Annotated in this window: 19 protein-coding genes; 13 read left to right on the top strand and 6 right to left on the bottom strand. The window is 61.9% G+C overall.

What is annotated here, in order from left to right; genetic code table 11:
• The first annotated feature begins 340 nt into the window (after nucleotides 1-340).
• A complete protein-coding gene (locus tag IHE39_RS29190) occupies nucleotides 341-1,489 on the top strand; it encodes an amidohydrolase (RefSeq protein WP_192568980.1) in 1,149 nt (382 codons plus the stop codon).
• A gap of 304 nt (nucleotides 1,490-1,793) precedes the next feature.
• Here IHE39_RS29190 and IHE39_RS29185 read toward each other — a convergent pair whose 3' ends face one another.
• Nucleotides 1,794-2,930: a GGDEF domain-containing protein gene (locus IHE39_RS29185; RefSeq protein WP_192568979.1), complete on the bottom strand. Its 1,137-nt coding sequence runs from the start codon at nucleotides 2,928-2,930 to the stop codon at nucleotides 1,794-1,796.
• Between the two features lie 699 nt (nucleotides 2,931-3,629).
• On the opposite strand from IHE39_RS29185, the gene IHE39_RS29180 reads away from it, so the two are divergent.
• The 4 genes from IHE39_RS29180 to IHE39_RS29165 all read left to right on the top strand — a co-directional run bounded on the left by IHE39_RS29180 (nucleotide 3,630) and on the right by IHE39_RS29165 (nucleotide 6,427).
• On the top strand, nucleotides 3,630-4,091 hold the full coding sequence (locus tag IHE39_RS29180) for a nuclear transport factor 2 family protein (RefSeq protein WP_192568978.1): 462 nt from the start codon (nucleotides 3,630-3,632) through the stop codon (nucleotides 4,089-4,091).
• An 18-nt stretch (nucleotides 4,092-4,109) separates the two neighbouring features.
• Nucleotides 4,110-4,673 carry a TetR/AcrR family transcriptional regulator gene (locus IHE39_RS29175; protein WP_192568977.1) on the top strand — a complete coding sequence of 188 codons (564 nt, stop codon included), beginning with the start codon at nucleotides 4,110-4,112 and terminating at the stop codon, nucleotides 4,671-4,673.
• A 657-nt stretch (nucleotides 4,674-5,330) separates the two neighbouring features.
• Nucleotides 5,331-5,735 (top strand): OsmC family protein, encoded by a 405-nt coding sequence (locus IHE39_RS29170; RefSeq protein ID WP_184772998.1) that lies wholly within the window; start codon nucleotides 5,331-5,333, stop codon nucleotides 5,733-5,735.
• Complete coding sequence (locus IHE39_RS29165) at nucleotides 5,732-6,427, top strand: VIT1/CCC1 transporter family protein (RefSeq protein ID WP_192568976.1); 696 nt, start codon at nucleotides 5,732-5,734, stop codon at nucleotides 6,425-6,427. The genes IHE39_RS29170 and IHE39_RS29165 overlap by 4 nt, the downstream gene beginning before the upstream one ends.
• 88 nt (nucleotides 6,428-6,515) lie before the next feature.
• On the opposite strand, the gene IHE39_RS29160 is transcribed toward IHE39_RS29165, so the two are convergent.
• The 5 genes from IHE39_RS29160 to IHE39_RS29140 all read right to left on the bottom strand — a co-directional run bounded on the left by IHE39_RS29160 (nucleotide 6,516) and on the right by IHE39_RS29140 (nucleotide 12,886).
• Entirely contained in the window at nucleotides 6,516-7,628 is a 1,113-nt protein-coding gene (locus IHE39_RS29160; protein ID WP_246485680.1) for an AI-2E family transporter, read from the bottom strand.
• A 44-nt stretch (nucleotides 7,629-7,672) separates the two neighbouring features.
• Nucleotides 7,673-10,240: a cation-translocating P-type ATPase gene (locus IHE39_RS29155; protein ID WP_192569013.1), complete on the bottom strand. Its 2,568-nt coding sequence runs from the start codon at nucleotides 10,238-10,240 to the stop codon at nucleotides 7,673-7,675.
• A 567-nt stretch (nucleotides 10,241-10,807) separates the two neighbouring features.
• On the bottom strand, nucleotides 10,808-11,566 hold the full coding sequence (locus IHE39_RS29150; RefSeq protein WP_192568975.1) for a glycosyltransferase family protein: 759 nt from the start codon (nucleotides 11,564-11,566) through the stop codon (nucleotides 10,808-10,810).
• Nucleotides 11,567-11,576: 10 nt separating this feature from the next.
• Nucleotides 11,577-12,470, bottom strand: coding sequence for a glycosyltransferase (locus IHE39_RS29145; protein ID WP_192568974.1), 894 nt, complete (start codon nucleotides 12,468-12,470; stop codon nucleotides 11,577-11,579).
• A 266-nt stretch (nucleotides 12,471-12,736) separates the two neighbouring features.
• On the bottom strand, nucleotides 12,737-12,886 hold the full coding sequence (locus IHE39_RS29140; RefSeq protein WP_192568973.1) for a hypothetical protein: 150 nt from the start codon (nucleotides 12,884-12,886) through the stop codon (nucleotides 12,737-12,739).
• Nucleotides 12,887-13,036: 150 nt separating this feature from the next.
• On the opposite strand from IHE39_RS29140, the gene IHE39_RS29135 reads away from it, so the two are divergent.
• The 8 genes from IHE39_RS29135 to IHE39_RS29100 all read left to right on the top strand — a co-directional run bounded on the left by IHE39_RS29135 (nucleotide 13,037) and on the right by IHE39_RS29100 (nucleotide 24,415).
• Entirely contained in the window at nucleotides 13,037-15,739 is a 2,703-nt protein-coding gene (locus tag IHE39_RS29135; RefSeq protein WP_192568972.1) for a LuxR C-terminal-related transcriptional regulator, read from the top strand.
• Between the two features lie 137 nt (nucleotides 15,740-15,876).
• The gene (locus tag IHE39_RS29130) at nucleotides 15,877-17,559 is read left to right on the top strand and encodes a hydantoinase B/oxoprolinase family protein (RefSeq protein ID WP_343070142.1); all 1,683 of its coding nucleotides are present in this window, start codon (nucleotides 15,877-15,879) and stop codon (nucleotides 17,557-17,559) included.
• On the top strand, nucleotides 17,556-19,610 hold the full coding sequence (locus IHE39_RS29125; protein WP_192568970.1) for a hydantoinase/oxoprolinase family protein: 2,055 nt from the start codon (nucleotides 17,556-17,558) through the stop codon (nucleotides 19,608-19,610). Before IHE39_RS29130 ends, IHE39_RS29125 begins: the two co-directional genes overlap by 4 nt.
• Nucleotides 19,611-19,613: 3 nt before the next feature.
• Nucleotides 19,614-20,708, top strand: a complete 1,095-nt coding sequence (locus IHE39_RS29120) for an ABC transporter ATP-binding protein (protein WP_192568969.1) — start codon at nucleotides 19,614-19,616, stop codon at nucleotides 20,706-20,708.
• Nucleotides 20,709-20,791: 83 nt separating this feature from the next.
• Complete coding sequence (locus tag IHE39_RS29115; protein WP_246485679.1) at nucleotides 20,792-21,919, top strand: ABC transporter substrate-binding protein; 1,128 nt, start codon at nucleotides 20,792-20,794, stop codon at nucleotides 21,917-21,919.
• A 59-nt stretch (nucleotides 21,920-21,978) separates the two neighbouring features.
• A complete protein-coding gene (locus IHE39_RS29110) occupies nucleotides 21,979-22,836 on the top strand; it encodes an ABC transporter permease (RefSeq protein WP_192568967.1) in 858 nt (285 codons plus the stop codon).
• Nucleotides 22,830-23,636 carry an ABC transporter permease gene (locus IHE39_RS29105; RefSeq protein ID WP_192568966.1) on the top strand — a complete coding sequence of 269 codons (807 nt, stop codon included), beginning with the start codon at nucleotides 22,830-22,832 and terminating at the stop codon, nucleotides 23,634-23,636. The genes IHE39_RS29110 and IHE39_RS29105 overlap by 7 nt, the downstream gene beginning before the upstream one ends.
• A 359-nt stretch (nucleotides 23,637-23,995) precedes the next feature.
• Nucleotides 23,996-24,415 (top strand): GNAT family N-acetyltransferase, encoded by a 420-nt coding sequence (locus IHE39_RS29100; protein WP_192568965.1) that lies wholly within the window; start codon nucleotides 23,996-23,998, stop codon nucleotides 24,413-24,415.
• The last annotated feature ends 75 nt before the right edge of the window (nucleotides 24,416-24,490 follow it).

The following is a 24,490-nucleotide window of genomic DNA, read 5'->3' as shown; positions in this document are numbered from 1 at the left end:
ATAGCGGGCGGCGCGTAACGAACACATGGGCGACGCAGGCAAGCAGAGTGTTCGTCCCTTGGCCGCAGCCTTGTTTTCGCTTTTCCAGGCCGGCGTCATGATTTGCCGATACGCGATGTGGGCCGCCGTTCGGAACGTGCCGCTTGGCTCAAGCCGGCAAGGCCCATTTCTCCAATCGGCTTGAGCCAAGCGCGGCCATCCTCGCGCTGGCACAGGCGTTGCAACCGCTGCGCCACCATGCAGGATCGAACCGAAGCGGTTATGGTCGTGGCGGGGAGCAGGGCGGTCGCAGCTTCGTGTGCCGAAAGGCCGTCATGACCAGCAGCGGGAGAAGTTCGAATTGACCCTGACCAATCACGACCTTGTCGAACTGACGGCCTGGCGCAGGCATTTGCATCAGCATCCCGAGATCTCCAACGAGGAACAAAACACCGCCGCAGCGGTGGTGGCGTTCCTCAGCGACAGCGCTCCCGACACGGTGTTGACGGGCATGGGCGGACATGGCGTCGCTTTGGTCTATGACGGTGCAGCACCAGGGCCGACAGTGCTGTTTCGCTGCGAGCTCGATGCGCTGCCGATCGAGGAGCTGTCGGGTGCCGCGCACGCGTCGCTGGTGCCTGGCAAGTCGCATATGTGCGGCCATGACGGGCATATGGCGATCCTTGCCGGGCTTGGCCGGCGGTTGGGGCGGAAGCGCCCGGCACGCGGCCGCGCCGTGTTGATGTTCCAGCCGGCCGAAGAAACCGGCGACGGGGCGGCCGGCGTCGTCGCCGACCCGCGTTATCAACAGATCGCGCCGGACTTTGCCTTTTCGCTGCACAATCTGCCCGGCGTGCCGCTCGGCGACGTCAGGCTCAAGGCCGGCACGGTCAACTGCGCCTCGCGCGGCATGCGGGTGCGGCTGAAGGGCAAGACCGCGCACTCCTCCATGCCCGAGACCGGCACCTCGCCGCGCCTGGCCCTGGCGGAGCTTGTGACAGCATTTCCCGGCCTCGGCGCAGCGACATTCGCCGACGACGGCTTTCGCATGGTCACCGTCACGCATGCGACGATGGGCGAGGCGGTGTTCGGCATTGCGCCGGGATATGCCGAGGTGTGGGCGTGCCTGAGAACCCGGCAGGACGACAACATGGCAAGCCTGTGCGCGGCTGCCGAACAGCTGGTGGCGACGACGGCAGCGGTACATGGCCTCGACCACGACATCAGCTACCACGAGATTTTCATTGCCAGCGTCAATGCAACCGAGGCGGTCGAACATCTCAGGCAGGCGCTGGACGATGAAGGCATCCGGCACTCAGAAGACGCCCTGCCGATGCGGGCATCGGAAGATTTCGGGCTGTTCGGCCGCGCGGCCAGATCAGCCATGTTCTTCCTCGGCGCCGGCACCACCCACCCGTCGCTGCACAATCCCGACTACGACTTTCCCGACGACCTGATCCCGATCGGCGCGCGTGTCTTTGCCCGCGTCGCCGACAATCTGCTCGGCTAGCCGCCACTTGCCGCACGGCAAATGTCGGTCCGCTGCAGGTGTTGTCTGCGCCGATGGCGGCGTCGGGAGCACAAACGCCGCGACCGCAAGGAGCAGGCAACCAGCGCCGATGCCTGGATAGGGCAGGGTGCCCGGCGCGGCGGCAGGGTCGGGCCGGGCGTGGGATCGGCGAGGCGGGCCGACATTTCTGGAGCCGCTTTTGGGACCGATTGCGGACTGTCCGATCTTGGGACGTCCAACAGAGATAGCGGACAGTCGGTCCGGCGTTTGCAGTAGCCCTCTGAGAGGGCCATATTAGCGTGGCTTACTCGGCAAGATTAACGCGATCGCGACCGTTGCCCTTTGCCCTATAGAGGGCATGATCGGCACGCTCGATCAAAGACGGGAGGCCTTCATCCTCCCGCGCAATCGCGACGCCAAAACTGGCCGTCGGGTGTGCCTCACCCGCTACGGTGTCAGATGCGATTTGTTTAAACGCTGTTCTTAACTCTTCCGCCAATTGGTAGGCAGAGGCGCTCGCATTTGAAGGCAACATGACTGCGAATTCTTCACCACCAAGACGCGCCATGATCGCATCGCCGGGCGCCTTCTGCTTGAGAACCTCGGAAAACCTCCGAATGATCAAGTCGCCACCGCTATGGCCGAATAGATCGTTGATCGATTTGAAGTGGTCGAGATCAGCGAGGATCACGGCAGGCGGGTTGCCGGCCGTCCGCTTCGCTAATGCTCTTAGTGCGCGCGGTTCGAAGCCGCGGCGATTGAACAATCCCGATAGGGTGTCGATCAGCGCATCAGTCTTGATTTCATCCATCACGTCGCTTGCAATAACCGCAAGCACACCAACAGCAGTCATCGCGCAGATAAGAGCATCAGAAATCGAAACGACAAGCCAGTAGGAACCTTCGAACCGCTCGCCGGAGGCCCCTGACGCGATCAGGAAGAGCGGGCGAAGAAGATAGCCTGCACAAGATACGAGTAACAACCCGAGCAGAACCTGCTCGACCGGCGAGCGGCGTGGCGCCTTCGCGACATCCCACAACATCAGGAGGCTGAGCAGGGCCAGCCCAGAATTGAGAATGATGACGCGGGCGAGCAGGTTCGGTTCGATGAACTGATAATAGTGGAGCGGTCCGAGCGTCATCGCAGCGATAGCAAGGAGAGCGCCGTAGCGAGGCTGTCGTAAGCGCCGATTGGACAAGCCGACAGAGAGCAGCATTATCGCGAACAGGAGGAAGATGTTCGCCGAATATCGCAAAACCGGATTTTCAAGGGAGAAGGCAAAGTAGAAAATGCCGAAGCACAGCGACCGAATCCCATAGGACAGGCCGAGAATCCCTATATATTTCAGGGCGCGATTGTTTCGCCATATCGTTAGCAGCGCGATACAGAATATCGCAGCCATGCTCGTGTTCAGCAAACCTATGACATTGTAATAGTTCATACATCCAATCAGTAGTGAAAATCCGGACCGGCCCGCATGATTGGAGAGGTTGCCATAATCCCGGTAAAGGCGAAGTGAACGTCATTCCATAGCGAACGACCGCTTGGGAGATGATCGAAGTGCAGCACCGAACGGCCGATATGAGGGCGCATTGCCGCCGAAGCTCGTCGGGCCGGGCCGCTTTGCGATGTGGTTGCAGGTTTCGCCGGCGCCCGGCAGCCCTTGGCCCAAATGGCAGAGTGGCTGGACAAGCCTAGCCTGGCTGTCCTTGTGCGCCGGCCTCGCAGCAGCGCCGGCGGGCGCGGGCTCAGGTGGTGCAGCGTGCCTGCACTGCCGATATCATCGGTTCAACGCCGATACGCTTAGGCGGCCCCATCGATCGCGTCCTATCGCATCAAAGTTTGAAAACCGATTGGAACCAAACCTGGAGCAATTCCAGGAAAACTGCGCCGCGGTTTTCCGTCCGGAGTTGCGCAAAAACAAGAAGATAGCGCGATTCCGCGATTCGAAGAAAAGCGGAAATGCTCTGGAGCGGCTACCGCCCCGCACTGCCAGTACTACGGACAACCGACGCCAACGAGGCGTTGACAGTTTTGTACCGATCGGTCTATCGTGTACCTATCGGTACAATGAGCGAGATAGCCGTTCGCCCTGTACCGTTCAACCCACGATGGATTAACCGGTACAGGACAAACGCGAATGAGCATGATCGCCCCACCTTTCACCCTCGATAGCGCAACGCAGAAGGTCCGCCTTGCGGAAGATGGATGGAACAGCCGCGACCCTGAAAAGGTGTCTAAGGCCTACACCCTAGACAGCCGCTGGCGGAACCGGGCCGAATTCACCGGCGGTCGCGCCGAGATCGTGGCCTTCCTCACCCGGAAATGGGCAAAGGAACTCGATTACCGCCTGATCAAGGAACTCTGGGCCTTTAATGACAATCGGATCGCCGTCCGCTACGCCTATGAATGGCACGACGACAGCGGCAACTGGTTCCGCTCTTACGGCAACGAAAACTGGGAATATGATGCCGCAGGCTTGATGCAGCGACGGTTCGCCTGCATCAATGACCTTCCGATCAAGGAAGCGGATCGCAAGTTCCACTGGCCTCTCGGCCGGCGGCCGGACGATCACCCCGGGCTCTCCGACCTGGGCCTCTAATGTAGCGAGGCTAATCGCATGCGGACGCTCAACGAGCGCCCAGACGTCATCCCCCTCGTGGCCGAAGTCTTCCGGGAGTTTGGCTACGAGGGGACTTCGTTGAGCCGGATCACCGAGAGGACCGGCATGGGCAAAGGCAGCCTCTATCACTTCTTCCCGGGCGGCAAGGAGGAGATGGCGAACGCGGTACTGGAGGATGTTGGCGCCTGGTTTGAGCGCCATGTCTTCGAGCCACTGCGAAGCGAGCCACCGGGCGCTGCCATTGCGCGGATGTGGGATGCCGTTGATTCCTACTTCCGCTCGGGTGGACGCATTTGCCTCGTGGGCGCCTTTGCCCTCGACGGTACGCGCGATCGGTTTGCCGATCGGATTTCAGGATATTTCATCCAGTGGATCGCGGCTTTGCGCGACGCTCTAATCCGGCAAGGATGGAGTCCCGCCGCCGCCGGGGAGAGCGCCGAGGATGTCGTTCTGGGAATTCAGGGCGCTCTCGTGCTCGCGCGCGCGACAGCGGACGACGGCCTATTTGCCCGAACAATCGTGCGGCTCAAATCCCGCTTGCGGCCCGACGAAGGTCATTGAACCTATCGGTGCGACGCTTATCGCCGTCTTTCTCAGTCATGCCGAGACTTGGCCGCCAAAGCGGGCATCCGTGCCGAGGCCACTTCGGTGTTTGATTGCCGTTTCAAGTGCGTCAACAAAATCTCTGAACGCAAGGTCGAGAAACGTCATCAACACACTCCGTGATCTCGAGCATCTGAAAGCTCAAACTCTTGCGGCAGTGTGTTGCAAGGTCGACATGTTGACGTCGTGATTGGGGCCGGAAGCCGTCTGTCCGCTCATTGTTTGCCAGGTGCCTTAACCGGCCGCGCCGCGCAAGTCCTCGACCGGTGCAGGCGGATCGCCGGGAAACTTGGCGTCGACGGCAACGTCCTGCATGCCGAGAATAAAGACCAGCCTAAGCTATGCTGTAATTGTCTCGGGCCGAAGCCTGCGATCTCGTCGTCATGGCTTTGCTGCGGCACCGGTGCCTCAGAAAGCTGCGGCTTGGGAGCCGGTCGAAGGAGGTTTTGTCCTCCAGCACGGTCTGAGCTGATCGTCGATAGGGACGGTGACCCGCGCAGCTGGCATTTCAGGAAACCCGTCGGATTTCTGACCTGGATCAACGCCGGGTTCCGGGACGGAGGCTAGAAACGCCAAAATGGCGCCTGCAAGGTGGGCGGCGAGGCAGGTGACACCATGTTCGAATATAGCGTTGAAGCCCGACGGACCGATGCACGAGGCAGCGTCGCCACGACCAAGAACGCCGCGCTTATTCTCGACACCTGTCTCGAGGGCCGGGCCGATGCATTCAATCCAGCCGAACTGCTTCTGGCGGCCATCGCCGCCTGCATGATCAAGGGCATCGAGCGCGTCACCCCGATGCTCGGTTTCAAGCTGCGCGGCGTCAAGGTCGCATTGCATGCCGTTCGGCGCGACAGCCCGCCGGGGATTGCCTCCATCGACTACGAGCTTGTCGTCGACACCGATGAAACCGACCAGCGGCTGGAGCTGCTGCACAAGAATGTCCGCAAGTACGGCACGGTTTCCAACACAGTCGCGGCCGCCACGAAACTCGAAGGCACGATCCGGAGAAAAGCATGAGCCGCCTGCATGTCGAAAACCACCTGGTGTCGCGCATCGGCTGGCTGCGCGCCGCCGTGCTGGGAGCCAATGACGGCATCGTCTCGACCGCCAGCCTGATCGTCGGCGTTGCGTCGGCCGCCGCGCCGACCTCGCAGGTTCTGGTCGCCGGCATAGCCGGGTTGGTGGCGGGCGCCATGTCGATGGCTGCCGGCGAGTATGTCTCGGTCAGCTCCCAGTCGGACACCGAGAATGCCGACCTCGACCGTGAACGCGAGGAGCTCAGGACCCAGCCCGAATTCGAGCGCGAGGAACTGGCGCAGATTTACGTCAAGCGCGGGCTGGAAGCGGGCCTGGCGCGCCAGCTCGCCGATCAGCTCATGGCCAAGGATGCACTGGCCGCGCACGCCCATGATGAACTCGGCATCTCCGAAATGACCACGGCGCGCCCGATCCAGGCGGCGCTGACCTCGGCGGCGACCTTCAGCGTGGGCGCGGCGATGCCGCTGCTCATGGTGCTGATTTCGCCGGCCTCCATGCTGGTGATGGGGGTCTCGGTGGCGTCTCTGCTTTTCCTCGCTCTGCTGGGCGCCATCGGCGCCAAGGCCGGTGGCGCCAACATCATTCGTGCAACGCTGCGCGTCACCTTCTGGGGTGCCTTTGCCATGGCGCTCACTGCCGGCATCGGCGTGCTGGTCGGTACCGCGGTGTAAGCGGCGGGCCGCCCGCCGGTCCGGATGCGACTGGTAGCTATCCGTGCGTTTGCCCCGCGCTGTCGAGCGCAGGACACGTCCGCACTGGTCATTCCTGTTGCTTGCGATTGTTGAGTTTGTCACGCGCAGCCCATAGCTCGACCAGGAGCATCGTCACTGTAACAGCCAGGGGTCCGAGTATGAATCCGGGAGCCCCGAACAGGGCGAGCCCACCTATCATCGATATGAAAGCGGGAATCGTATGGAGCCTCAGTTGGGTTCCCACAAACATCGGACGAAGGACATTGTCGATTCCGCCTACAACGATGCCACCCCAGGCCGCGAGGATCAGGGCCTTGCCCCAGTCACCATCAAGCAGCAGCAGGATTGCCGCTGGTATCCACACGATGAACGCACCCAGCACTGGCACGACGGAAAGGAGGCTCATCACCACGCCCCAAAGAAGGGGCGTCGGCAACCCGAGCATCCAGAACATCAGCCCGCCCAAAGAACCCTGAACCGCAGCGACCGCCAACGTCCCGTATACCGTCGCATGCACGGTATCGAACACCCGCTGGAACAGTCGCTCGGTATCGGCGCTCACCAACGGCATCCAATCGTGAAGCAGGCGCGCGACTGCGTTGCGATCACGCAGGAAATAGAAAAGCATGTAAAACGTCAGCAGAACTTCCGCCACCTGCAACACAGAGCCCCTCACGAACGTTGCACCGGCATTGCTCAGCCAAGTCGCAAGGCTCGCCAAAATCGACGGCAGATCGATCTGTTGATTTATCCACGTCCCAATAGGTGCGATGCCGGGATGGGCCTCCAGGAGGCGTTGGAGTTCTCCATCCGCTACCCGGGTTCGGATGGAGGCTGCCCCAGAAGCAGCCTCCTCGACCAGGCGTTCTACAAGAAAAGCTGTCGGGACAACGACAAGGAGTACTATCGTCAGAACCGAAGCCAATGCCGCGAGGTTGGGATGTTTCAGTTTTGTCTCGATCCTGGCATGGAGAGGGACAAAGAGGATTGCCAGTGCCATTGCCCATGTGATCGCGCCCAAAAATGGCTCAGCCAACAGCGCGCAGACGACAATCCCCACGATCGAAGCGGCTGCCAACACAAGCGTGCTGAAATGGCTTCCACGAGATCGCGGATTTTCGGCGTTCATTCTGTCGCCGCCGGGAGCTTCCTTCACGTTCCAACCTTTGCTGACGACCATCTCATCTCCAACCGACGACCGGTATCTGCTGATAGAATCTGCTTCTAGCCTTTCAGGTGCCTGCGCCAGAGTGGCTTCAGCAACTCCAGGCATGCCAACACGGCAAATCCCGCCGCAAACGTCACCGCCAGATCGTTGAGATGCAGCGGCCCGAAGCGAAAGAGACTGGTGGCGAACGGCCACAGAAGTGTGCCGCCCAGCGTTGAAGCGACGACCACGACAACAAAAATGAGCGATCGATTGGGCCTGATGATCGCGGTCAGAAGCGATGCGCTGAAGGAGCGGTTGACAAAAATCAGCCCGACGATTGTCAGCACCAGCGAGAAAAAAATCAGCGCCCGGATTTCGTTCTCGGCCATGCCCTGCTTCAGGGCGACAAGGTATATGCCCGCGAGAAATGCGAAGGCCAGCGTCCCCTGAACAAGTCCCCATCCGATCAAGGCGCCGGAGAACAATGGCGCGTCCGGGTTGCGAGGCGGACGGCGCATCACATCGTCTTCCTCGGTTTCGGCCTCGAAGACCAGCGCGCACACCGGATCGATCACCATCTCCAGAAAGGCGATATGTATCGGCCCGAACAGGATTGGCAGGCCAAACAGCAACGGCAGCAGCGAGAGACCGGCAATCGGCACGTGGACGGCGATGATGAACCCCATGGCCTTGCGCAGATTGTCGAATATACGGCGGCCAAGCCGAACGGCTTTGACGATCGAACCGAAATCGTCGTCGAGCAGGACGATCGCCGACGCTTCGCGGGCAACGTCGGTACCACGGCCACCCATGGCAATGCCGATATTGGCTGCCTTCAGCGACGGCGCGTCGTTGACCCCATCGCCAGTCATGGCGACGATATCACCATTCGACTTCAGCGCGGTGACGATACGAAGCTTCTGTTCGGGCATGATGCGCGCGAACACGGTTGCGGTTTTGACACGCAGCGCCAGCTCTTCGTCGTTGAGCGACTGCATCTCGCTGCCGGTCACCACGCTTTCGGCGTCGAGGCCGGCCTGGCGCGCGATCACCTTGGCGGTTGCCGGGTAGTCGCCGGTGATCATCATCACCCTGATGCCGGCCGAACGGCAGTCGTTTACGGCATCGGGGACACTCGCGCGCAGTGGATCAGTCAGGCCGACCAGCCCGAGAAACTCAAATTTGAAATCGTGTTGCGTCTCTGGCAAGGCGTCGCCGCGATGAAACACACGGGCCACGCCCAGCACACGTAACCCCTCGGCCGCCATGGCTTCGACCGAACCCTGCAAGGCCTTCAGTTCCTTTGCGTTCAGATGGCATAGCGCCCCGATCGTCTCCGGCGCTCCTTTTGCCGCAATCAGCGACTTGTCCTTGCCGCCTGTCGATTGCCAGACATTGGACATCGCCAGTAGACCGGGTCGAAGCGGATAGGCGCGGACCAGTTGCCAATCCAGATTGTCCAGAATCTTGCGTTTGGACAGTCGTTCCTTGCCGAGTTTGTGAAATGCGATCTCCATGGGGTCGAAAGGAATCTCGGTACTGGCAAGCACACCAGTTTCTGCCAGATCGGCGAATGCCGCCGGCAGATCGGCGGCCGGCTTGTCCGCAATCCGAATTGACTTTCCATCCGCCGTCCGAAGCTCGGCAATCGTCATCCGGTTCTCGGTGAGCGTGCCTGTCTTGTCGGTGCAAAGGATCGTCGCCGAACCAAGGGTTTCGATCGCGGCGGCCCTGCGGGTCAGGACGCGCGCCTGCGATATGCGCCACGCACCCATGGCCATGAAGATCGTCAGCACGACGGGAAACTCTTCCGGCAGCATCGACATGCCGAGCGCGATGCCTGCCAGCACGGCGTCAAGCCATCCGCCCCGCAGAAGCCCGTAAAGCAGGACCGCGACGACGCTGACCGCGCCGCCGACAATTGCGAAAATACGGACAACGCGCCGCATTTGTACCTGCAATCGCGGTGGTTCTGTCTCCATTGAACTCAGCGAGTGGCCGATCTTGCCGATTTCGCTTCGTGGCCCCGTCGCCGAGACTTCTCCTATACCCGAACCGCGAACGATCAGCGAACCCGAGAATATGAAAGGCAGGTCGTCGCCGCCTGGCCGACGTTCGGTCAATGGCGAGGCGCTGTCGGCGGCAATCTTTCGAACCGGCACGGACTCACCAGTCAAAAGCGATTCGTCGCTCTGAAGGTCCTGGCTCTGCAGGAGCGTGGCATCGGCAGGCACCCGGTCGCCCTCGCCAAGCACGACGACATCGCCCCGGACGACTTCTCGACCCGCGATGCGCTTGCGTTCACCAGCGCGTATGACCAGGGCGCGAGGACTGGTGAGATCACGCAGCGCCTCCAGGACACGCTCGGTGCGTGTCTCTTGTATGATGGTTATGCCGATCGACATCGTGGCGAAGGCCAGCAGGATCAGCGCTTCCTCCAGATTGCCCAGAAGCAGATAGACAACGCCGCCGCCAAACAGGAGCGCAAGCATCGGCTCGCGAATGACCTCGAATGCAATCCGCAACGGTGTGCGCTGGGTGGACCTCGGCAGTTCGTTGAACCCTTCGGCAACCAGCCGGGCTTGTGCCTCGGCCTCTGAAAGGCCGGGAAACGGATCGGCCGTCGCGATAGGCTGGGGCATGTCAACTCTTTCTGGCGGACTGTCAGCCAATGTCATGGCCAGCTCTCACAGGACGCTATTTCAGTGCGACAGGAGGAGCCGCAGATCGGTGAGAACACCCTCGGCTGCGTAGTCAGCGAGAGACGTGTCATGAGTTTCATCGGATTTCGCTTCGGTCCAAACAGCGGCCAGATGGCCGCACGCGTTTTTAACCCAACCGACAGGCCGGGCTTTGATTTACCGCAATCCGTCAGATACAGGCTCCGATCATTGCCTTTTGCCCATCGCGCGAGCGTCAGACCAACGAAGCCGTCAAAGTCAGCTTGGGCCGCCGCAACGCCATGGATCCGCGTTACCGATGGTCATAACCCGCAAAGCAGGTGAATTTCAGATATCGTGGCGTAGTCGGCTTCTGCTTCGCAACGTTAACGAATGACTGCTTGCGGGAAGCCTTAAACCTCTTCGGAACCTCTGGCGTGGGGCGCATTGCCGCCCAAGTTCGTCGGGCCAGGCCGCTTTGCGATGTGGTTGCAGGTTTCGCCGGCGCCCGGCAGCCGTTGGCCTGAATGGCAGAGTGGCTGGACAAGCCTAGCGTGGCTGCCCTTGTGCGCCGGCCTTGCCGCTGAGGTCGAACATCCACAAGCCGCCGTCGTCGATGTGAGGCGGATGATAAAGGCGGTCGGCCGGGATGGGCTCGAGCTGCACGCCGGTTTCATCGGCCAGGTAATCATAACCGATGGCCTGGTCGCGGCGGTCGGGATCGAGAAAGCTGTAGAGATCGCGCCGCGCGCCGCGCCGTGCCGGGTCGATCATCTTCAGATGATAGAGATTGAGCCCGCTGCGCAACTCCCTGAAGCCGGCGTTTTTTGGATACCACTGGTCATGCAGGCCGGTGTCGGTTCGTTCTGCCGGGTCGAAGGCGCGAAACAGGCAATGGCGGATCTTGGACCCCCAGATCCCGTCGCTGCGGTAGCTCAGCGGTGCATAAAGCTCGCGGAAATGAAAACCCCAGGCGATGCGCCCCCGTTTCCTGGTCAGGCCGGATATCTCGGTTGCAACGGCGGTTTCAAAACGTTCGTCGGGATCGACGGCCAGGATCCAGTCGGCGCCGGCCTGCCGCGCCGCCGCAAGCAGGCAGCGCCTGCGCCCGACTTCGCTGCTGAACACGCCGGTCGAGGCACGGTCGTCGAAGGCCACCCAGCCGTCGATGAAGGGATCGATATTGGCGAGAAGATCAGGCACCAGATGTGCGTCGAAGCGGTAGCTGAAGACGGCGATCACCTTCTGCCTGCGTCGCAACAGCGTCTTCCACCGCGGCCATTTCGGCTTGATTTCGCATGAGATCATCAGGGGCAGCCTATCGCGCAGGGATGCCTGAGGTGGCTGGATGTGGCCTGTCGGCGGACCATTGCGACACCAGCACGCCACAGGCCTTGGCGGCCAAGGTGAGCCAGAAGATCGGCATAGACGCCATGACATAGGTCAGGTCGCTGCCACTCAGCCCGGCGCGCGCAAGAGCTCGTGCCGGACGCCACTGGCGCAACACGTCGCGGGCAATCCGTGCATGGGACTTGCCCAGGATCCGGTGCATGTCGCGGCCATGGCCGATGCCGCGCCGGAACTGGTCGATCATCAGCCGCGCAAGCCGCGTTTCGTTGAGGTGGATGGTCTGAACATCAGGCTCCCAGACGGGCTGCAACTCAGGCGGCAGCCGTTTCAGGAACTCGGTGTCCTCGCTTGCCGGAACGGCTTCATCGAAGCGGCCGTAACAGTCGAACAGCGCGCGGTCGAACGAAGCGCCGAAGCGGATCGCCATGGTTTCAGGCAAGCCGGGCAGGCGCCGCATGAACATGCCGATATAGGCGGCACAGGCGACCAGGTTGCGCGGGTGGCTGTTGGCGATGGCGCTCGCCACCGCGCGCGCGCCGGAGCGGTGGCGGAGCAGGCGGTGTTCCACCCAGCCGGGACAGGCGCGACAATCACTGGCAAGGAAGGCAACGAACGGCGCCTTGGTATTGTCTATGCCGCGATTGCGCGCCGCCCCGACATAGAGCCGTTCGCAAAACTCGATGCACGGCACGGTGATGCCTGCGTTGCCGAGCACGGCGCCGACATTGCCGCCGCCGGAATTGACCACGACGATCTCCGTCGGCAGGTCCTGGTCAAGCAACGAGCGCACGGCACCGACGACGTCTTGCGACGCCTTGTAGCAAAGCACAATTGTTGCAAGTTCAATCCGTTCCGCACGCACGCGCCTTAAGCTCCAGGAAAAAGCCTTGATGGGTCGGCCGCCCTTTTAGCTAAAACAGCACAATCTGCAATAGGTATTGTCTGCAACCTGAAATCAATCATTGGTTGTAGTTCGGGTGACGCGTCCTGTCGCGCAGGGCGCCGCGCAACAGCAGCTGGCCCAGGACGAAACCATCCGGGCGCCTGATGTGTCGGGGGCGACCGTCGGCTTGTGGAGGCCAGCTCACCACGAGGCCGATCCGGCGGCTTTGGGGCGGGAAAGTCAGGTTATGGGATGATTGCCGGCGACAAGCGGCCGTTGCGCTCGACCTCGAGCAGGCCATGACCGAGCTTGTTGACCCAACGGACGAGGCCGTCGTCGCGTTCGTTGGTGATGTCGTTGTTAGGGGCGCTGGGGGCTGTATTTGGCAATGTCACCGAAGGTTTGGCGATGCCCGGCGCAGTATCATAACCGCCTCGCGGATGGCCCCGATCGGCAGCACATACGCCGCCTCGGGTGGCCTCAAGGTGTACATGTTCGCGCGGCTCATGATATCGGCTTGTTGATTGATCCTGGATTCCGACAGAATGGTGGCGCCCAAGCGCATCTCTGCAGGTGAAGCTGATGCACGCATGGCGCAGGTCAGGCGCGTCCGGACGCTGCGGCTGCTCGATGATGCCGGCGACCGACGGCTGACGCTGGTTATAGCGCCTGCCGGGTTTGGCAAGTCCTCGTTGATGAACCAGCGTTACGAGGATTTGCGCAAGCAAGGCCACCAGGCGGCCTGGGCCGCGCTCGATGGCGACGATCGCGACGGCACCCACTTCCTCCTCGGACTGCTCGGAGTTCTCACCGCAGCACACGTCTTCCCCGCTGGGGCGCAGGACTATTCCAGTCTGTCGCAGCAGCATGCTCTGGGCGTCATCCTGACCCAGTTACAACGGCTGCGCCGCCCGCTCTACCTGTTCCTCGACGATTATCATTTCGCCCAGAGCGACGAAAACGACGCGACGCTGGCGCGGCTCCTGTTTTCGCCGCAGGCACGAAACCTCCGGCTGCTGATCATCTCCAGATCGGAGCCGAGGTTGGCGATCTCGGCGATGCAGCTGAACGGCCAGCTCACCTATCTGAAGGCCAGCGATCTGCGTTTTTCGGCCGGAGAGGCTCAGAACCTGCTCGCCATGGCCGGGGTCAAGCTCGACAAATCGCAGATAGAGGCGCTGGTCAAAAAGACCCAGGGCTGGGCCGTGGCACTGCAACTGGCTCGTGTGCTGCTGCGCGACGGGGCCGTGACCGACAGGGACCTGCTGGAATTCAGCGGCACCCAGCTCGATATGGCGCGCTACCTGTCCGAACAGGTGTTTTCGTCGCTTTCGGTCCCCATGCAATCGGCGCTGGTCGGCGTTGCGGCCCTGCCTTATTTCAGCGCCGAGCTGGCGAGCGCGGTCGTCAGTCCTTCTGCGGCCGCCGAACTGACTTCCGACATCGCCGCCGGCGGCCTGCCCATCGAAGCGTTCGACGACGGGCACAGGCAGTTCAAGCTGCATCAGGTATTCCAGGAATACCTGATGCAGGAAGCCCTCGCGCGCGGGCTGGACATCAATCAGATCAGGCGCAATGCGGCGCACTGGTATGCGGCGCGCCGTGACTGGGCGGGCGCCATCCGCCACGCCTTGCATGCCGAGGACTTCCGCCTTGCCGGGGAATTTTCCGAAAGTGCGGGCGGATGGCGGCAGGTCTATGCCGGCGCCCGCGGGCTGCTGCAGCAGTTTCATGCACTGGCGGCGGTGCTGCCCGAGCCGGAAGCCGCAAGGTTTCCACGCAGCTTTCTCGGGCTGGCCGTCGCCGCCGCCAAAGGTGGCAACCTGACGTTGGCGACTCATTATTTCGAACTGGTCAATCGGACCATGGACCGCTGCGACACCATTCTGGTCAGCGAGGTCCGCCTGATCGGCGCCCTCATGGCACTGTATCGGGACGACCGCATCGAAGCTCTCGACCTGTCGCTGCTCGAGCGCGATCTGACGCTGCTTGAACTGGTGGAACCCGTGCAGCGCGCGCTGACCTACAACCTGCTGTGCTTCCAGTATCTGGAGCGCAGCGAGTTCGAGCGCGCCGAGCGCCACGGCAACCTGGCAATCCAGTCCTTTACCCAGGCAGGAGCCCTTTTCGGGGCAATGCACCTCCATGTCCATGTCGGACAGGCACAGTTCTTTCGCGGCGACATGGAAGGCGCAAGTGCGGCCTACGAGCGTCTGGCCAGCGACGCACAGAACGCCATCGGCAAGGGTTGCGACCTCGACGCTATCGCCCAGGTCCTGCTGGCCGAGACACTGTCGGAGCGTGGCCTTCACGATGGCGCCGAGCGCATCCTCGAATGGTCGCTGCCGCATCTGGAGAAGAACGACTGTTGGTTCGACCTGTTGGCCGCAGCCTATCTGTCCCGCATCCGCGCAAGAATGGTCAGGAACGATTTCGACGGTGTGGACGCGGTGCTCGAACAGGCAAGGCGCACCGCCCAGCGCCGTGGCTTTCCCCGCCTGCAAAGGCTGGTGGCACGCGAACAGATGCGCTCGATCATCCATTTCGGCGACATCCAGGGCGCCAAGCGTTTCGCCGACCGTTTCGATCTGGGGCCGGAAACGGCATTCGACATCGAGCGCAACCGGCTTTCATTCCGGCTGCGCGGCGAGGTCCCCGCGACGCTGTGGGTACGGGTCTGGATACAGGAAGGTCAAACGGAGCGCGCACTCGACATGCTGCAGCGCCTGGAGGTGGCCCAGGAGCGCCCCTTCAGCGTGCCGCGAATGCTCCGCATGCGCCTGCTGGCGGTGCTGGCCGACATGAAGACCGGCAAGGCCGAACGCACAGCTTCGGTGCTCGATGAAATCCTGCTGACCCTGCCCAGCGCAACCTACCGCGCGGCCTTTTTCGAGGAGGGTCCCGACATGCTCGCCTTGCTGCGCCGGCGTGCGCAGGAGGCCGGCCCCGACAGCCTGATCGCCCGGCGCGTCGGCCAGATCTTTGCGTCGGCAGATGCGTCCGCATCATTGCAAGGTTCGGTCGAAACGGCGGCGGGTTCCTCGAGCGCACCGCATACGCTGACCCAGCAGGAACTGAAGGTCATATCATTGATCTGCGGCGGCTTTTCGAACAAGGAGATAGCCAGGCACATGGACGTCAGCGAAAACACCGTGAAGTTCCATGTTCGAAATGTCTTTTCAAAGCTCAATGTCCACTCGCGCACCTCGGCCATCTCGGTCGCGCGAGAGCTAGGACTATTAGCCTAACCGTCATTTTGGGTGGGCACCCAATCAGCCTGCCCACCCGATCGGTCGGGTATGCAAGTCCGCTTCACGATGCAACCTTTTGGCATGGGCAGCAGATACACGCGCTGCAGTCATAAAGGTGCGGAATGGAGCAGCAGGTGCGAACCGTCGATCCCGTGACCCAGGAGATCATCCAGGGCAAGCTACTGTCGATGGTCGACGAGATGGGCATCGTGATGGCGCGGACCAGCATGAGCCCCGTCATCTACGAGGTTCTGGATTTCGCCTGCGGCATCTGTACCCGCGACTGCGACCTGATCGCCCAGACCAACGGCATCACGCTGTTCACCGGCACCTTCGCCACCCAGGTTCGCAGCCTGGTCGAGAGGTTCGCCGACGACATGGCTCCGGGCGACGTGCTGGTCACCAACGATCCCTATGCCGGGGGTACGCATTCCTGCGATCTGGCGATCATGCGACCGATCTTTGCCGAAGGCCGCATCATCGCATTTGCCATTAATGTCGCCCACTGGCTGGACGTCGGCGGCGCGGTGCCCGGCAGCCTGCCTCCAGACGCCAATTCGGTGTTCCAGGAGGGCCTTCGCCTGCCCTGCGTCCGCATTGCCCGCGACGACAAGCTGCTGCCCGACATGGTTCGCATCATCAGCGAGAATGTCCGTCTTCCGGAAGTCGCGCTGGGCGACCTCAATGCGCAGCTTGCCACTGTGCGCATCGCCGAGCGCCGCATGCTGGAGATGGTCGAAAAGTACGGTGCGGCCACGATCCAAGACGCATTCGACCACCTCCTCGACGTCAGCGAGCGGCGTAGCCAGGACGTCATAGCGGCACTGCCGGACGGCATCTACGAGGCAACCGACATCATCGATGGCGATGGCATCACCACCAACCCCATCGAAGTGAGGGTCGCCATCCGGATCGAGGGTGGCCGCATGGAAGTGGATTTCACCGGCTGCCCACCGGCCGCGGCAGGCCCGATCAACTGCGCGCGCGGGGCATTGAGTTCGGCAGTGAAGACCATCTTCAAGGCGCTGGTCGCGCCACAGGAGCCGTCCAACGAAGGATGGTTCCGGCCGCTTTCGGTGATCGCTCCCGACGGAACGGTGTTCACGGCGCAGAAACCCTCGCCGACAGGCTGGTACTACGAAGGTTCCGTCCATGCCTCGGAACTGGTGTGGAAGGCGCTCGCTCCGTTAATGCCGGAACGCTTCTCGGCCGGCTCCTATTCCAGCCTGTGCGTGACCTACATCAATGGCCGGACCGCCGACGGCGAAGAGTTCATCCACATCGAGCCGCAGCATGGCGGTTGGGGTGGCGCGCCCGGTCGCGACGGCGCCAGCGCGGTGATCGCCCTGACCGACGGCGATACCTACAATTATTCGGTGGAGCTGATCGAAGCGAAGTTTCCCCTCCACGTCCGGCGCTACGCGCTCAATGTCGAAAGCGGAGCCGGCGCTGGCCAGTGGCGCGGCGGCTTCGGGGTCGTGCGCGAATACGAGATCCTGTCTGGAGAGGCCGACATCCACAGCGGCTTCGGCCGCTCGCGGACACCGCCCTGGGGCATGGACGGCGGCGGTGCCGGCAGTCTCAACCGGCTCGATGTCGTCGACAAGGATACGGCGAACACCACCTCTTATGGCCGCTTGTCTCACCGCCGCGTCGTCAAAGGCGATTTGCTGCGCATCGCCACCGGCGGCGGCGGCGGCTGGGGCGACCCAATCAAGAGAAGCAAGGACGCGATCGCCGAAGACATCCGCGACGGCTACATCAGCGCAGAACGCGCGGCATCGGAATACAACCACCGGGGCATGACGACGAAATGATCAGACTTGCAACCGATGTCGGCGGCACCTTCACCGATCTCGTTGGGTATGACGAGAAAACGGGCATGGTGTTCACCTCAAAAAGCCTTACCACCCCCCAGGACCAGTCGATCGGCGTGCTCGACGTGATCGACCGCGCACAAAGTGCCAGCGGCCTGGACCCCGACAAGGTCCGGTTCTTTGCCCATGGCGGAACGACGGTGATCAACGCGATCACCGAACGCAAGGGCGTCAGGACCGCCCTGGTGACCACTGCAGGGTTCCGCGACGTGCTCGAGATCGGCCGCGGCAACCGCCCCGACCTCTACAATCTCCAGTTCCACAGTCCCGAACCGTTCATCCCCAGGAAGCTGAGGACAGAGGTCCGCGAACGGGTCGGCGCGGATGGAAGGGTCTTCGAGCCGCTCAACGAAGACGATGTTCGCCAGGCCGCGCGCCTGTTCCTTGAGGAGGGAGTTGAGGCCGTTGCGGTCATCTTCCTGCACAGCTACGCCTATCCGGATCACGAGAAGCAGTGCGCAGCACTGCTGCGGGACCTGCTGCCGGATGTCACCGTCTGCGCCAGCTACGAGATTTCGCGTCAATGGCGCGAATATGAGCGCACCAACACGGTTGCCCTCAACGCCTACGTACAGCCAATAATCCAACGATATTTCGCCAATCTCGAAAAGGCGCTTGCCGCCAAGGGCGTGTATTCAGCCTATTACGCGATGCTGTCCAATGGCGGAGTCGCGACGTTCTCGCAAGCCGTCGCCAGTCCGCTGACACTTGTCGAATCCGGCCCTTCGGGCGGCGCCGCCGGCGCCGCAAGGATCGGCGCGATCCTCGGCGAAAAGGATGTCCTTTATCTCGACGTTGGCGGTACCACGGCAAAGTGCACGCTCATCCGCGACGGCAAGCCCAGTCTCGACGCCGAATACAAGCTGGAATGGGCCCGCACTTTCCCCGGTTATCCGGTGCAGGTGCCGGTGGTCGACATCGTCGAGATAGGCTCGGGCGGGGGTTCGATCGCATGGATCGACGCCGCCGGCGGCCTGCGGGTGGGACCGAAAAGTGCCGGGTCGGTGCCCGGACCAGCCTGCTACGGGCTTGGCGGAACCGAACCCACGCTCACCGACGCCAAGGTAGCAATCGGGCTGCTCGATCCTGTCGCTTTCGCCGAAGGCGCCATGACCCTCGACGTCGAACTCGCGCGCCAGGCCATCACCAGGCTGGCCGGACCGCTCGGCCTGTCGGTCGACGACGCAGCCCAGGCGATGATCGACGTCGCCGAATCCAACATGATCAACGCCCTGAAACTGGTCACCGTCCAGCGCGGCCACGACCCACGCGACCTTGCGCTGATCGTCAGTGGCGGCGCCGGGCCAATGCTGGGCGCCCGCCTCGGCCGCGAGCTCAACGCCAAGTCGATCATCATCCCACCGCATTCGGGCATCTTCTCGGCCTGGGGCATGCTGGCAGCGCATCCGCGCGCCGACATTCGCAAGACGTGGTTCTCGCCACTCGTTGCGTCGTCGCTTGGCGAACTGGCCAAGCTCTTCGCCGACATGGAAGACGAGGCACTGTCGTATTTCGACCTCGACGCCAAGGACGGCATCGCCTTCAGCTACACCGTCGAAATGCGCTATCACGGTCAGGAGCACAGCGTGTCGACGCGGTTCACGCCGTTGGTGCAACTCGCCGATTTCGCCGAGGCCTTCCATCTTGCGCACGAGACCGCTTACTCGTTCCGCCAGCCCGACGCACGCATCGAGGTGACAAACCTGCATCTTCAGGCCGAGATTGCCGGCAACGTCATTGACTGCCCGCTGATCGACAATGACGGCCGCACCGTCGCCAAGGCGCGCAAGGGCGAACGCAAGGTCTATTTCGGCAACGATGGCGGCTGGAAATTGTGTGCTGTCTATGATCGTAACGGTCTGCCATGCGGCGAGCGGCTGAGTGGCCCGCTGCTTGTCGAGGAGCCAACCACGACAACGCTTGTTCATGCGGGGCAGGCCCTGGAAATCACCGACCGGGGCATCATGGTAATCACCGAAGAGGTCCGCTAGCCCATGGCCATCTCGATTGCAATTGACAACGTCACCCGGACCTTTGGCACCGTCAAAGCCCTGGAGGGTGTGGGTCTCAAGATCGAGGCCGGCGAATTCTTCACATTGCTCGGCTCGTCAGGCTCGGGAAAAAGCACTCTGCTGAAGCTGATAGGCGGTTTTGATCGCCCCACCACCGGGCGTGTCCTGTTCGACGAGCAGGACGTCACCGACATGCCGGCAAACCGCCGTCCGTCGAACACCGTCTTCCAGGATCTCGCGCTGTTTCCTCATATGAGCGTGGGAGACAACGTGGCCTACGGACTGAAGGTGAAGGGCATCGCCGCCTCCGAACGCAACAAGCGCGTAGACAGCACGCTTGCCTTGGTCGATCTGGCAGGATTTGCCGAGCGTAATGTCAATCTTTTGTCCGGCGGGCAGCGGCAGCGGGTCGCCTTGGCGCGCGCACTCGTCATGGAGCCGGGCATCCTTCTGCTCGACGAACCCCTGACCGGGCTCGACGAAAGGCTGCGCCAGCAGATGCGCGACGAGTTCGGCAGGTTGCACCAGCGGACCGGGTCGACCTTCGTGCTGGTTACCCACAATCAGGACGAAGCGCTGAGCCTCAGCGATCGCATGGCCATCATGCACAAGGGCACGATCGAGCAGGTGGGCCGGCCGGCCGACTTCTTTGCCAATCCCGCCAATGATTTCGTCGCACGCTTCGTTGGTATGGAACGCATACTCAAACCCGAAAGGCTGGAACGCAGCGGCGGCGACACGGTCGCCGTCATAGCCGGCGAGCGGCTGGTTCTGCCAGGCGCTCGCGACGTCGGCGAAATGGGACTCCTGGCGGTTCGTCCCGACCGAATTTCGCTCGTCAACGGACATGCAGCGCCCGGGAGCTCACTGGCAGCGACCGTGGCCGGGCGCCAGTTTCGCGGCCGGTTCTTCGACTTCCATCTCGAACTTGGCGATGGCCAGAAGCTCGACGCCGAAATTGCGGTCGAGTTCGCCAGTGCCTGGCCCGAACCGGGCAATCCAGTGCGGCTCGAATTCGCCGGCGGCGCCCTGGTGCCCGTGCCCCCGTCGAGAACTGCGGCGAACCGCGACACCTGATCGTCCTGAAGAATCTCATAAAAAGAAGGGGTAACACGATGACAAATCACATGAATCCTCTGAATAGAGCGATGGCGAGCAACATGAGCCGGCGCCACCTGCTCAAGACCCTCGGGGCCGGTGGTGCGGCACTGGCGGGTGGAACCATGTTTCGGCCAATGGCGGCACTAGCTGCAAGCGATGTGGCATTCTGGGCGACCGGCACGCTCGACGTCGGCGACGCCTGGTCTCGGGCAGCCGACGACGCGGGTCTGAACGTCGCCTTCACCGACAATGGCAACGACCCGGGTCCGGCTGTCGCCCGCCTGGTCGCCGGCAACGCCAACGACCTCTTCGATATCGGTGGCCTTCAGGGCGGGGCCGAAAAGGAGCTGGCGGTCCAGGGCGCAATCGTTCCCTGGGATATGTCGAAGATCCCCAACTACGAAAACGTCTGGCAGTGGGCGAAGGATATTCCCTATCTGCACCACGACGGAAAGCAGTATGGCCTGCCGGCTGTCATCAACGCAGACTCGATCATTTATCGCCCCGACAAGCTGGGCAAAGTCGACAGCTACGGCGTCATCTTCGACCCCAAGCTGAAGGGCCAGGTGGCGATGGAAGACGCCTGGATCAACAGCGCGGTCTTTGCCGCGATGTATCTGAAGGAGTCGGAAAACCACAAGATCGGCAATCCAGGCAACCTGACCGAGGATGAGCTTGGCCTGGTGATGGAGTTTCTCATCAAGCACAAGCGAGACGGCCAGTTCCGCACTTTCTGGAGCGGCTGGGAACAGGGCGTGCAACTGGTTGGCGACGGCGAAGTGCTCGCGATGACCGGGTGGGAGCCCATCGTCTATGAAGGTCGCAAGCGCGGCCTGCAGGTCGAATATGCGGCGCCCGTAGAAGGTTACGAAGGCTGGGGCAACAACCTGGTGCTACTCAAAGGTACGCTCGACCGCGGCCTTGGCGACGACGCCCACAAGTTCGCCAACTGGCTCTTCGACGGGTTCTATGGCTGTACGCTTGGCGAACAGCGCGGCTACGTCGTGCCGAGCGATCGCAATGTCGCCTACGCCGAGGCGCATGCAAGCGAATTCGACCCGGCGAAGGTCAAGGCGCTGGCCGAACACGTCAAGGCCAAGTTCAGCGGCAAGATCGCCTGGCAGAACACCCGGCCGGACAATTTCCAGCTCTACGAAGAATGGTGGCAGAAACTGCGTAACGCCTGAACGCGACCAACAGCGGCGGGAGTGGTTCGAGCTCCCCCCGCGCTTTTTCTGGAAACCAGATGAAATCGCCCGGCTTTTTGCTTGCACTTCCCACCGCACTCATCGTGCTGCTGCTCGGATTCGTGCCCCTGATCGTCATCCTGGTCTGGAGTTTCTGGACCTGGGACCCTGCCACCTACTGGATCAGGCCGGAATTCAGCCTGGCCGGTTATGAGGCGATCCTTGAGGCGGGGCGCTGGAGCGTCATCTTGGGATCGCTGGGCAAGGCATTCCTGACCGCCACAATCTGCGTGGCGATTGGCTACCCCGCGGCAATGGCGGTGCATTTTCTGGCCAGTAGGCGAACGGCACTCCTGCTCATGGCGCTGTTCACCATCCCGTTCTTCACCTCGTACATGATCCGCGCTTTTTCCTGGCGGCTGGTGCTGGGCCGCAACGGACTGATCAATGGCTGGCTGATGGATGTCGGGATCGTCGACCAGCCGCTCGACTGGCTCTTGTTTTCGAACTTTGCCGTCAATGTCGGCCTCGTCGCATCCTACCTGCCTTTCGTCATCTTTCCGCTGATCCTGTCAATGCAACGTGTCGAGCCGTCGCTGCTCGCCGCCAGCCAGGACCTTGGCGCGGGTTTTTGGCGCACCTTCCGCTCGGTTCTGCTGCCGCTCACGCAAGCCGGCATATTCGCCGGGTTCCTCTTCGTGTTCGTGATGGCGGCAGGGTCGGCCACCGAAGTGCAGATGCTGGGCGGCGCCGCAGCATCGATGATCTCGGTGATGATCAACGACGTCATGCGGGTCGTGAACTTCCCGCTGGCCTTCGCAATCTCGACCGTGGTGATGATCATCCTGTTCGGGCTGATATACATCGGCAACCGTCTGTTCAAGCTGACCAGACTGTTCGAGGGTTTTACATGGTAGCCAGTTTCGAGAGCCGTCCGCTAAAGGTCGCTATATGGCTGATGACAGCCATAGGGCTGGCAATCATCTACGTGCCGCCGCTTTATCTGGTGGCCGTGTCATTCAACCCGGCGCTGCAGCCGGCACTGCCGAGGCTGTCCGACATCAGCCTGACCTGGTATGTCGCTCTCGCAAAGGAGCGTACCCTCATCAGCGCATTGCAGGAATCCCTGCTGATCGCGACCATTACCGCGCTGGTGGCAACCGGCCTCGCGCTGTTGTCGGCGCTCGCCTACATGGATCTGGGCAAATGGCGCTCGCGCTGGTTCATGTTCGTGTTGCTGCCAATGTTCGTTCCCGGCATCATCCAGGGCCTGTCACTTTCGGTGATCTTCGGACGCATCGGCTTGAAGCCGTTTTGGGGGACCGTGGCGGCGAGCCATCTGTTGTGGGCGCTGCCATTCGCGTTCACCGTCATCCTGACCAGCATGGCAGCTGTCAGGCGTTCCTACCTGCTTGCGGCGTCCGATCTCGGCGCGTCCTGGTGGCGCCAGCTGGTTGATGTGACACTGCCGCTGATCAAGCCAGGCCTGGTGGCCGCCTTCATCTTCTCATTCTTGCTGTCGCTGAATGAATTCGGCCGGGCATTCTATCTGGTCGGGCGGCAAAACACGCTGCCATTGGCGATGTTCGGCAAGATGAACTCGGGCGCGTCGCCAACGATCTATGCCCTGTCAGGCTCGATTTTCCTGGCTTCAATATTGGCGGTAGCGTTCGTGCTTCTGGCGGCACGGTCCAACGACCGAAAACTTCGCCGCTAGGTGCTTGCTCGTCTCATTCTTGTCTGGTCGGGACAGCACTCTTTGAGGCGCCCGGAATTCGCTGCCGCATCGAGGATGGCCCCGACGTCAGACAAGATCAGTCGATGCCACTCGAGGGCGCATAGGCCACGTGACGCCTGTGGCCAGACAATGTCTGTTTTCAGCTGGGCGCGTGATGGCCTCCATGACCGACGTGAGAGCGCATCGCCGCCATCGCCAGCAACGGCAACTGCACGCTGACAATCGTCAAAAGCCGACACGCAGCTTGACTTCAGAAATGTTTTCATCTGCCACTTGGGACCTACAGTTTGCGGCTCGTATGAGGCGCCCTTGGCATATTGGTTGTGGTAGCAAAGATCATGCGCATTCGCTCGGCTGTCATCGATGACTACGAGGCGCTTTGCGCCATCGATTCCGTTGCCGAGATGAGCCTGGAGCGCCGTGATCAAATCCGCAGCTGGCTCGGATCGGCGTGCTGTCATGTTGCGGAGAGAAATGGCCGGGTGGTCGCTTACGGGGTGCTGACACAGCACTTCTTTGGCCAGCCGTTTGTCGAGATGGTGATGGTGGGCCGAGAATTCCGTCGCCAGGGATTGGCCGCGTCGATCATCCGGCATTTTTTGTCGATCATCGCTGAGCGGAAACTGTTCAGCTCCACCAACATGTCCAACAGACCGATGCAGATGCTGTTTGCTCAGTTGGGCTTCAGGCCGAGCGGATACATCGACAACCTCGATGAAAATGATCCGGAGATCATTTTCTACCACGAAGCTCCATAGGCGGGAGGTGCACGGGCTTGCGCCCCCGCAGACAGCAATAGCTGCCATTCATTCGGCACCTGTACCGTAGCCGCA

Source organism: Aminobacter carboxidus (genome assembly GCF_014863355.1).
In the GTDB taxonomy this organism is placed as follows: Bacteria; Pseudomonadota; Alphaproteobacteria; order Rhizobiales; family Rhizobiaceae; genus Aminobacter; species Aminobacter carboxidus.
The sequence above is the reverse complement of the archived record's forward strand: the minus strand, read 5'-3'. Positions and strand labels throughout refer to the sequence as shown.

What these genes read in the sequence shown, in the direction of transcription:
- IHE39_RS29155 (WP_192569013.1), bottom strand. Translation starts at nt 10,240, where the DNA reads ATGCCCCAGCCTATCGCGACGGCCGATCCGTTTCCCGGCCTTTCAGAG.
- IHE39_RS29160 (WP_246485680.1), bottom strand. Translation starts at nt 7,628, where the DNA reads ATGGTCGTCAGCAAAGGTTGGAACGTGAAGGAAGCTCCCGGCGGCGAC.
- IHE39_RS29125 (WP_192568970.1), top strand. Translation starts at nt 17,556, where the DNA reads ATGATCAGACTTGCAACCGATGTCGGCGGCACCTTCACCGATCTCGTT.
- IHE39_RS29170 (WP_184772998.1), top strand. Translation starts at nt 5,331, where the DNA reads ATGTTCGAATATAGCGTTGAAGCCCGACGGACCGATGCACGAGGCAGC.
- IHE39_RS29115 (WP_246485679.1), top strand. Translation starts at nt 20,792, where the DNA reads ATGAGCCGGCGCCACCTGCTCAAGACCCTCGGGGCCGGTGGTGCGGCA.
- IHE39_RS29165 (WP_192568976.1), top strand. Translation starts at nt 5,732, where the DNA reads ATGAGCCGCCTGCATGTCGAAAACCACCTGGTGTCGCGCATCGGCTGG.
- IHE39_RS29100 (WP_192568965.1), top strand. Translation starts at nt 23,996, where the DNA reads ATGCGCATTCGCTCGGCTGTCATCGATGACTACGAGGCGCTTTGCGCC.
- IHE39_RS29120 (WP_192568969.1), top strand. Translation starts at nt 19,614, where the DNA reads ATGGCCATCTCGATTGCAATTGACAACGTCACCCGGACCTTTGGCACC.
- IHE39_RS29135 (WP_192568972.1), top strand. Translation starts at nt 13,037, where the DNA reads ATGGTGGCGCCCAAGCGCATCTCTGCAGGTGAAGCTGATGCACGCATG.
- IHE39_RS29150 (WP_192568975.1), bottom strand. Translation starts at nt 11,566, where the DNA reads ATGATCTCATGCGAAATCAAGCCGAAATGGCCGCGGTGGAAGACGCTG.
- IHE39_RS29175 (WP_192568977.1), top strand. Translation starts at nt 4,110, where the DNA reads ATGCGGACGCTCAACGAGCGCCCAGACGTCATCCCCCTCGTGGCCGAA.
- IHE39_RS29110 (WP_192568967.1), top strand. Translation starts at nt 21,979, where the DNA reads ATGAAATCGCCCGGCTTTTTGCTTGCACTTCCCACCGCACTCATCGTG.
- IHE39_RS29180 (WP_192568978.1), top strand. Translation starts at nt 3,630, where the DNA reads ATGAGCATGATCGCCCCACCTTTCACCCTCGATAGCGCAACGCAGAAG.
- IHE39_RS29185 (WP_192568979.1), bottom strand. Translation starts at nt 2,930, where the DNA reads ATGAACTATTACAATGTCATAGGTTTGCTGAACACGAGCATGGCTGCG.
- IHE39_RS29105 (WP_192568966.1), top strand. Translation starts at nt 22,830, where the DNA reads ATGGTAGCCAGTTTCGAGAGCCGTCCGCTAAAGGTCGCTATATGGCTG.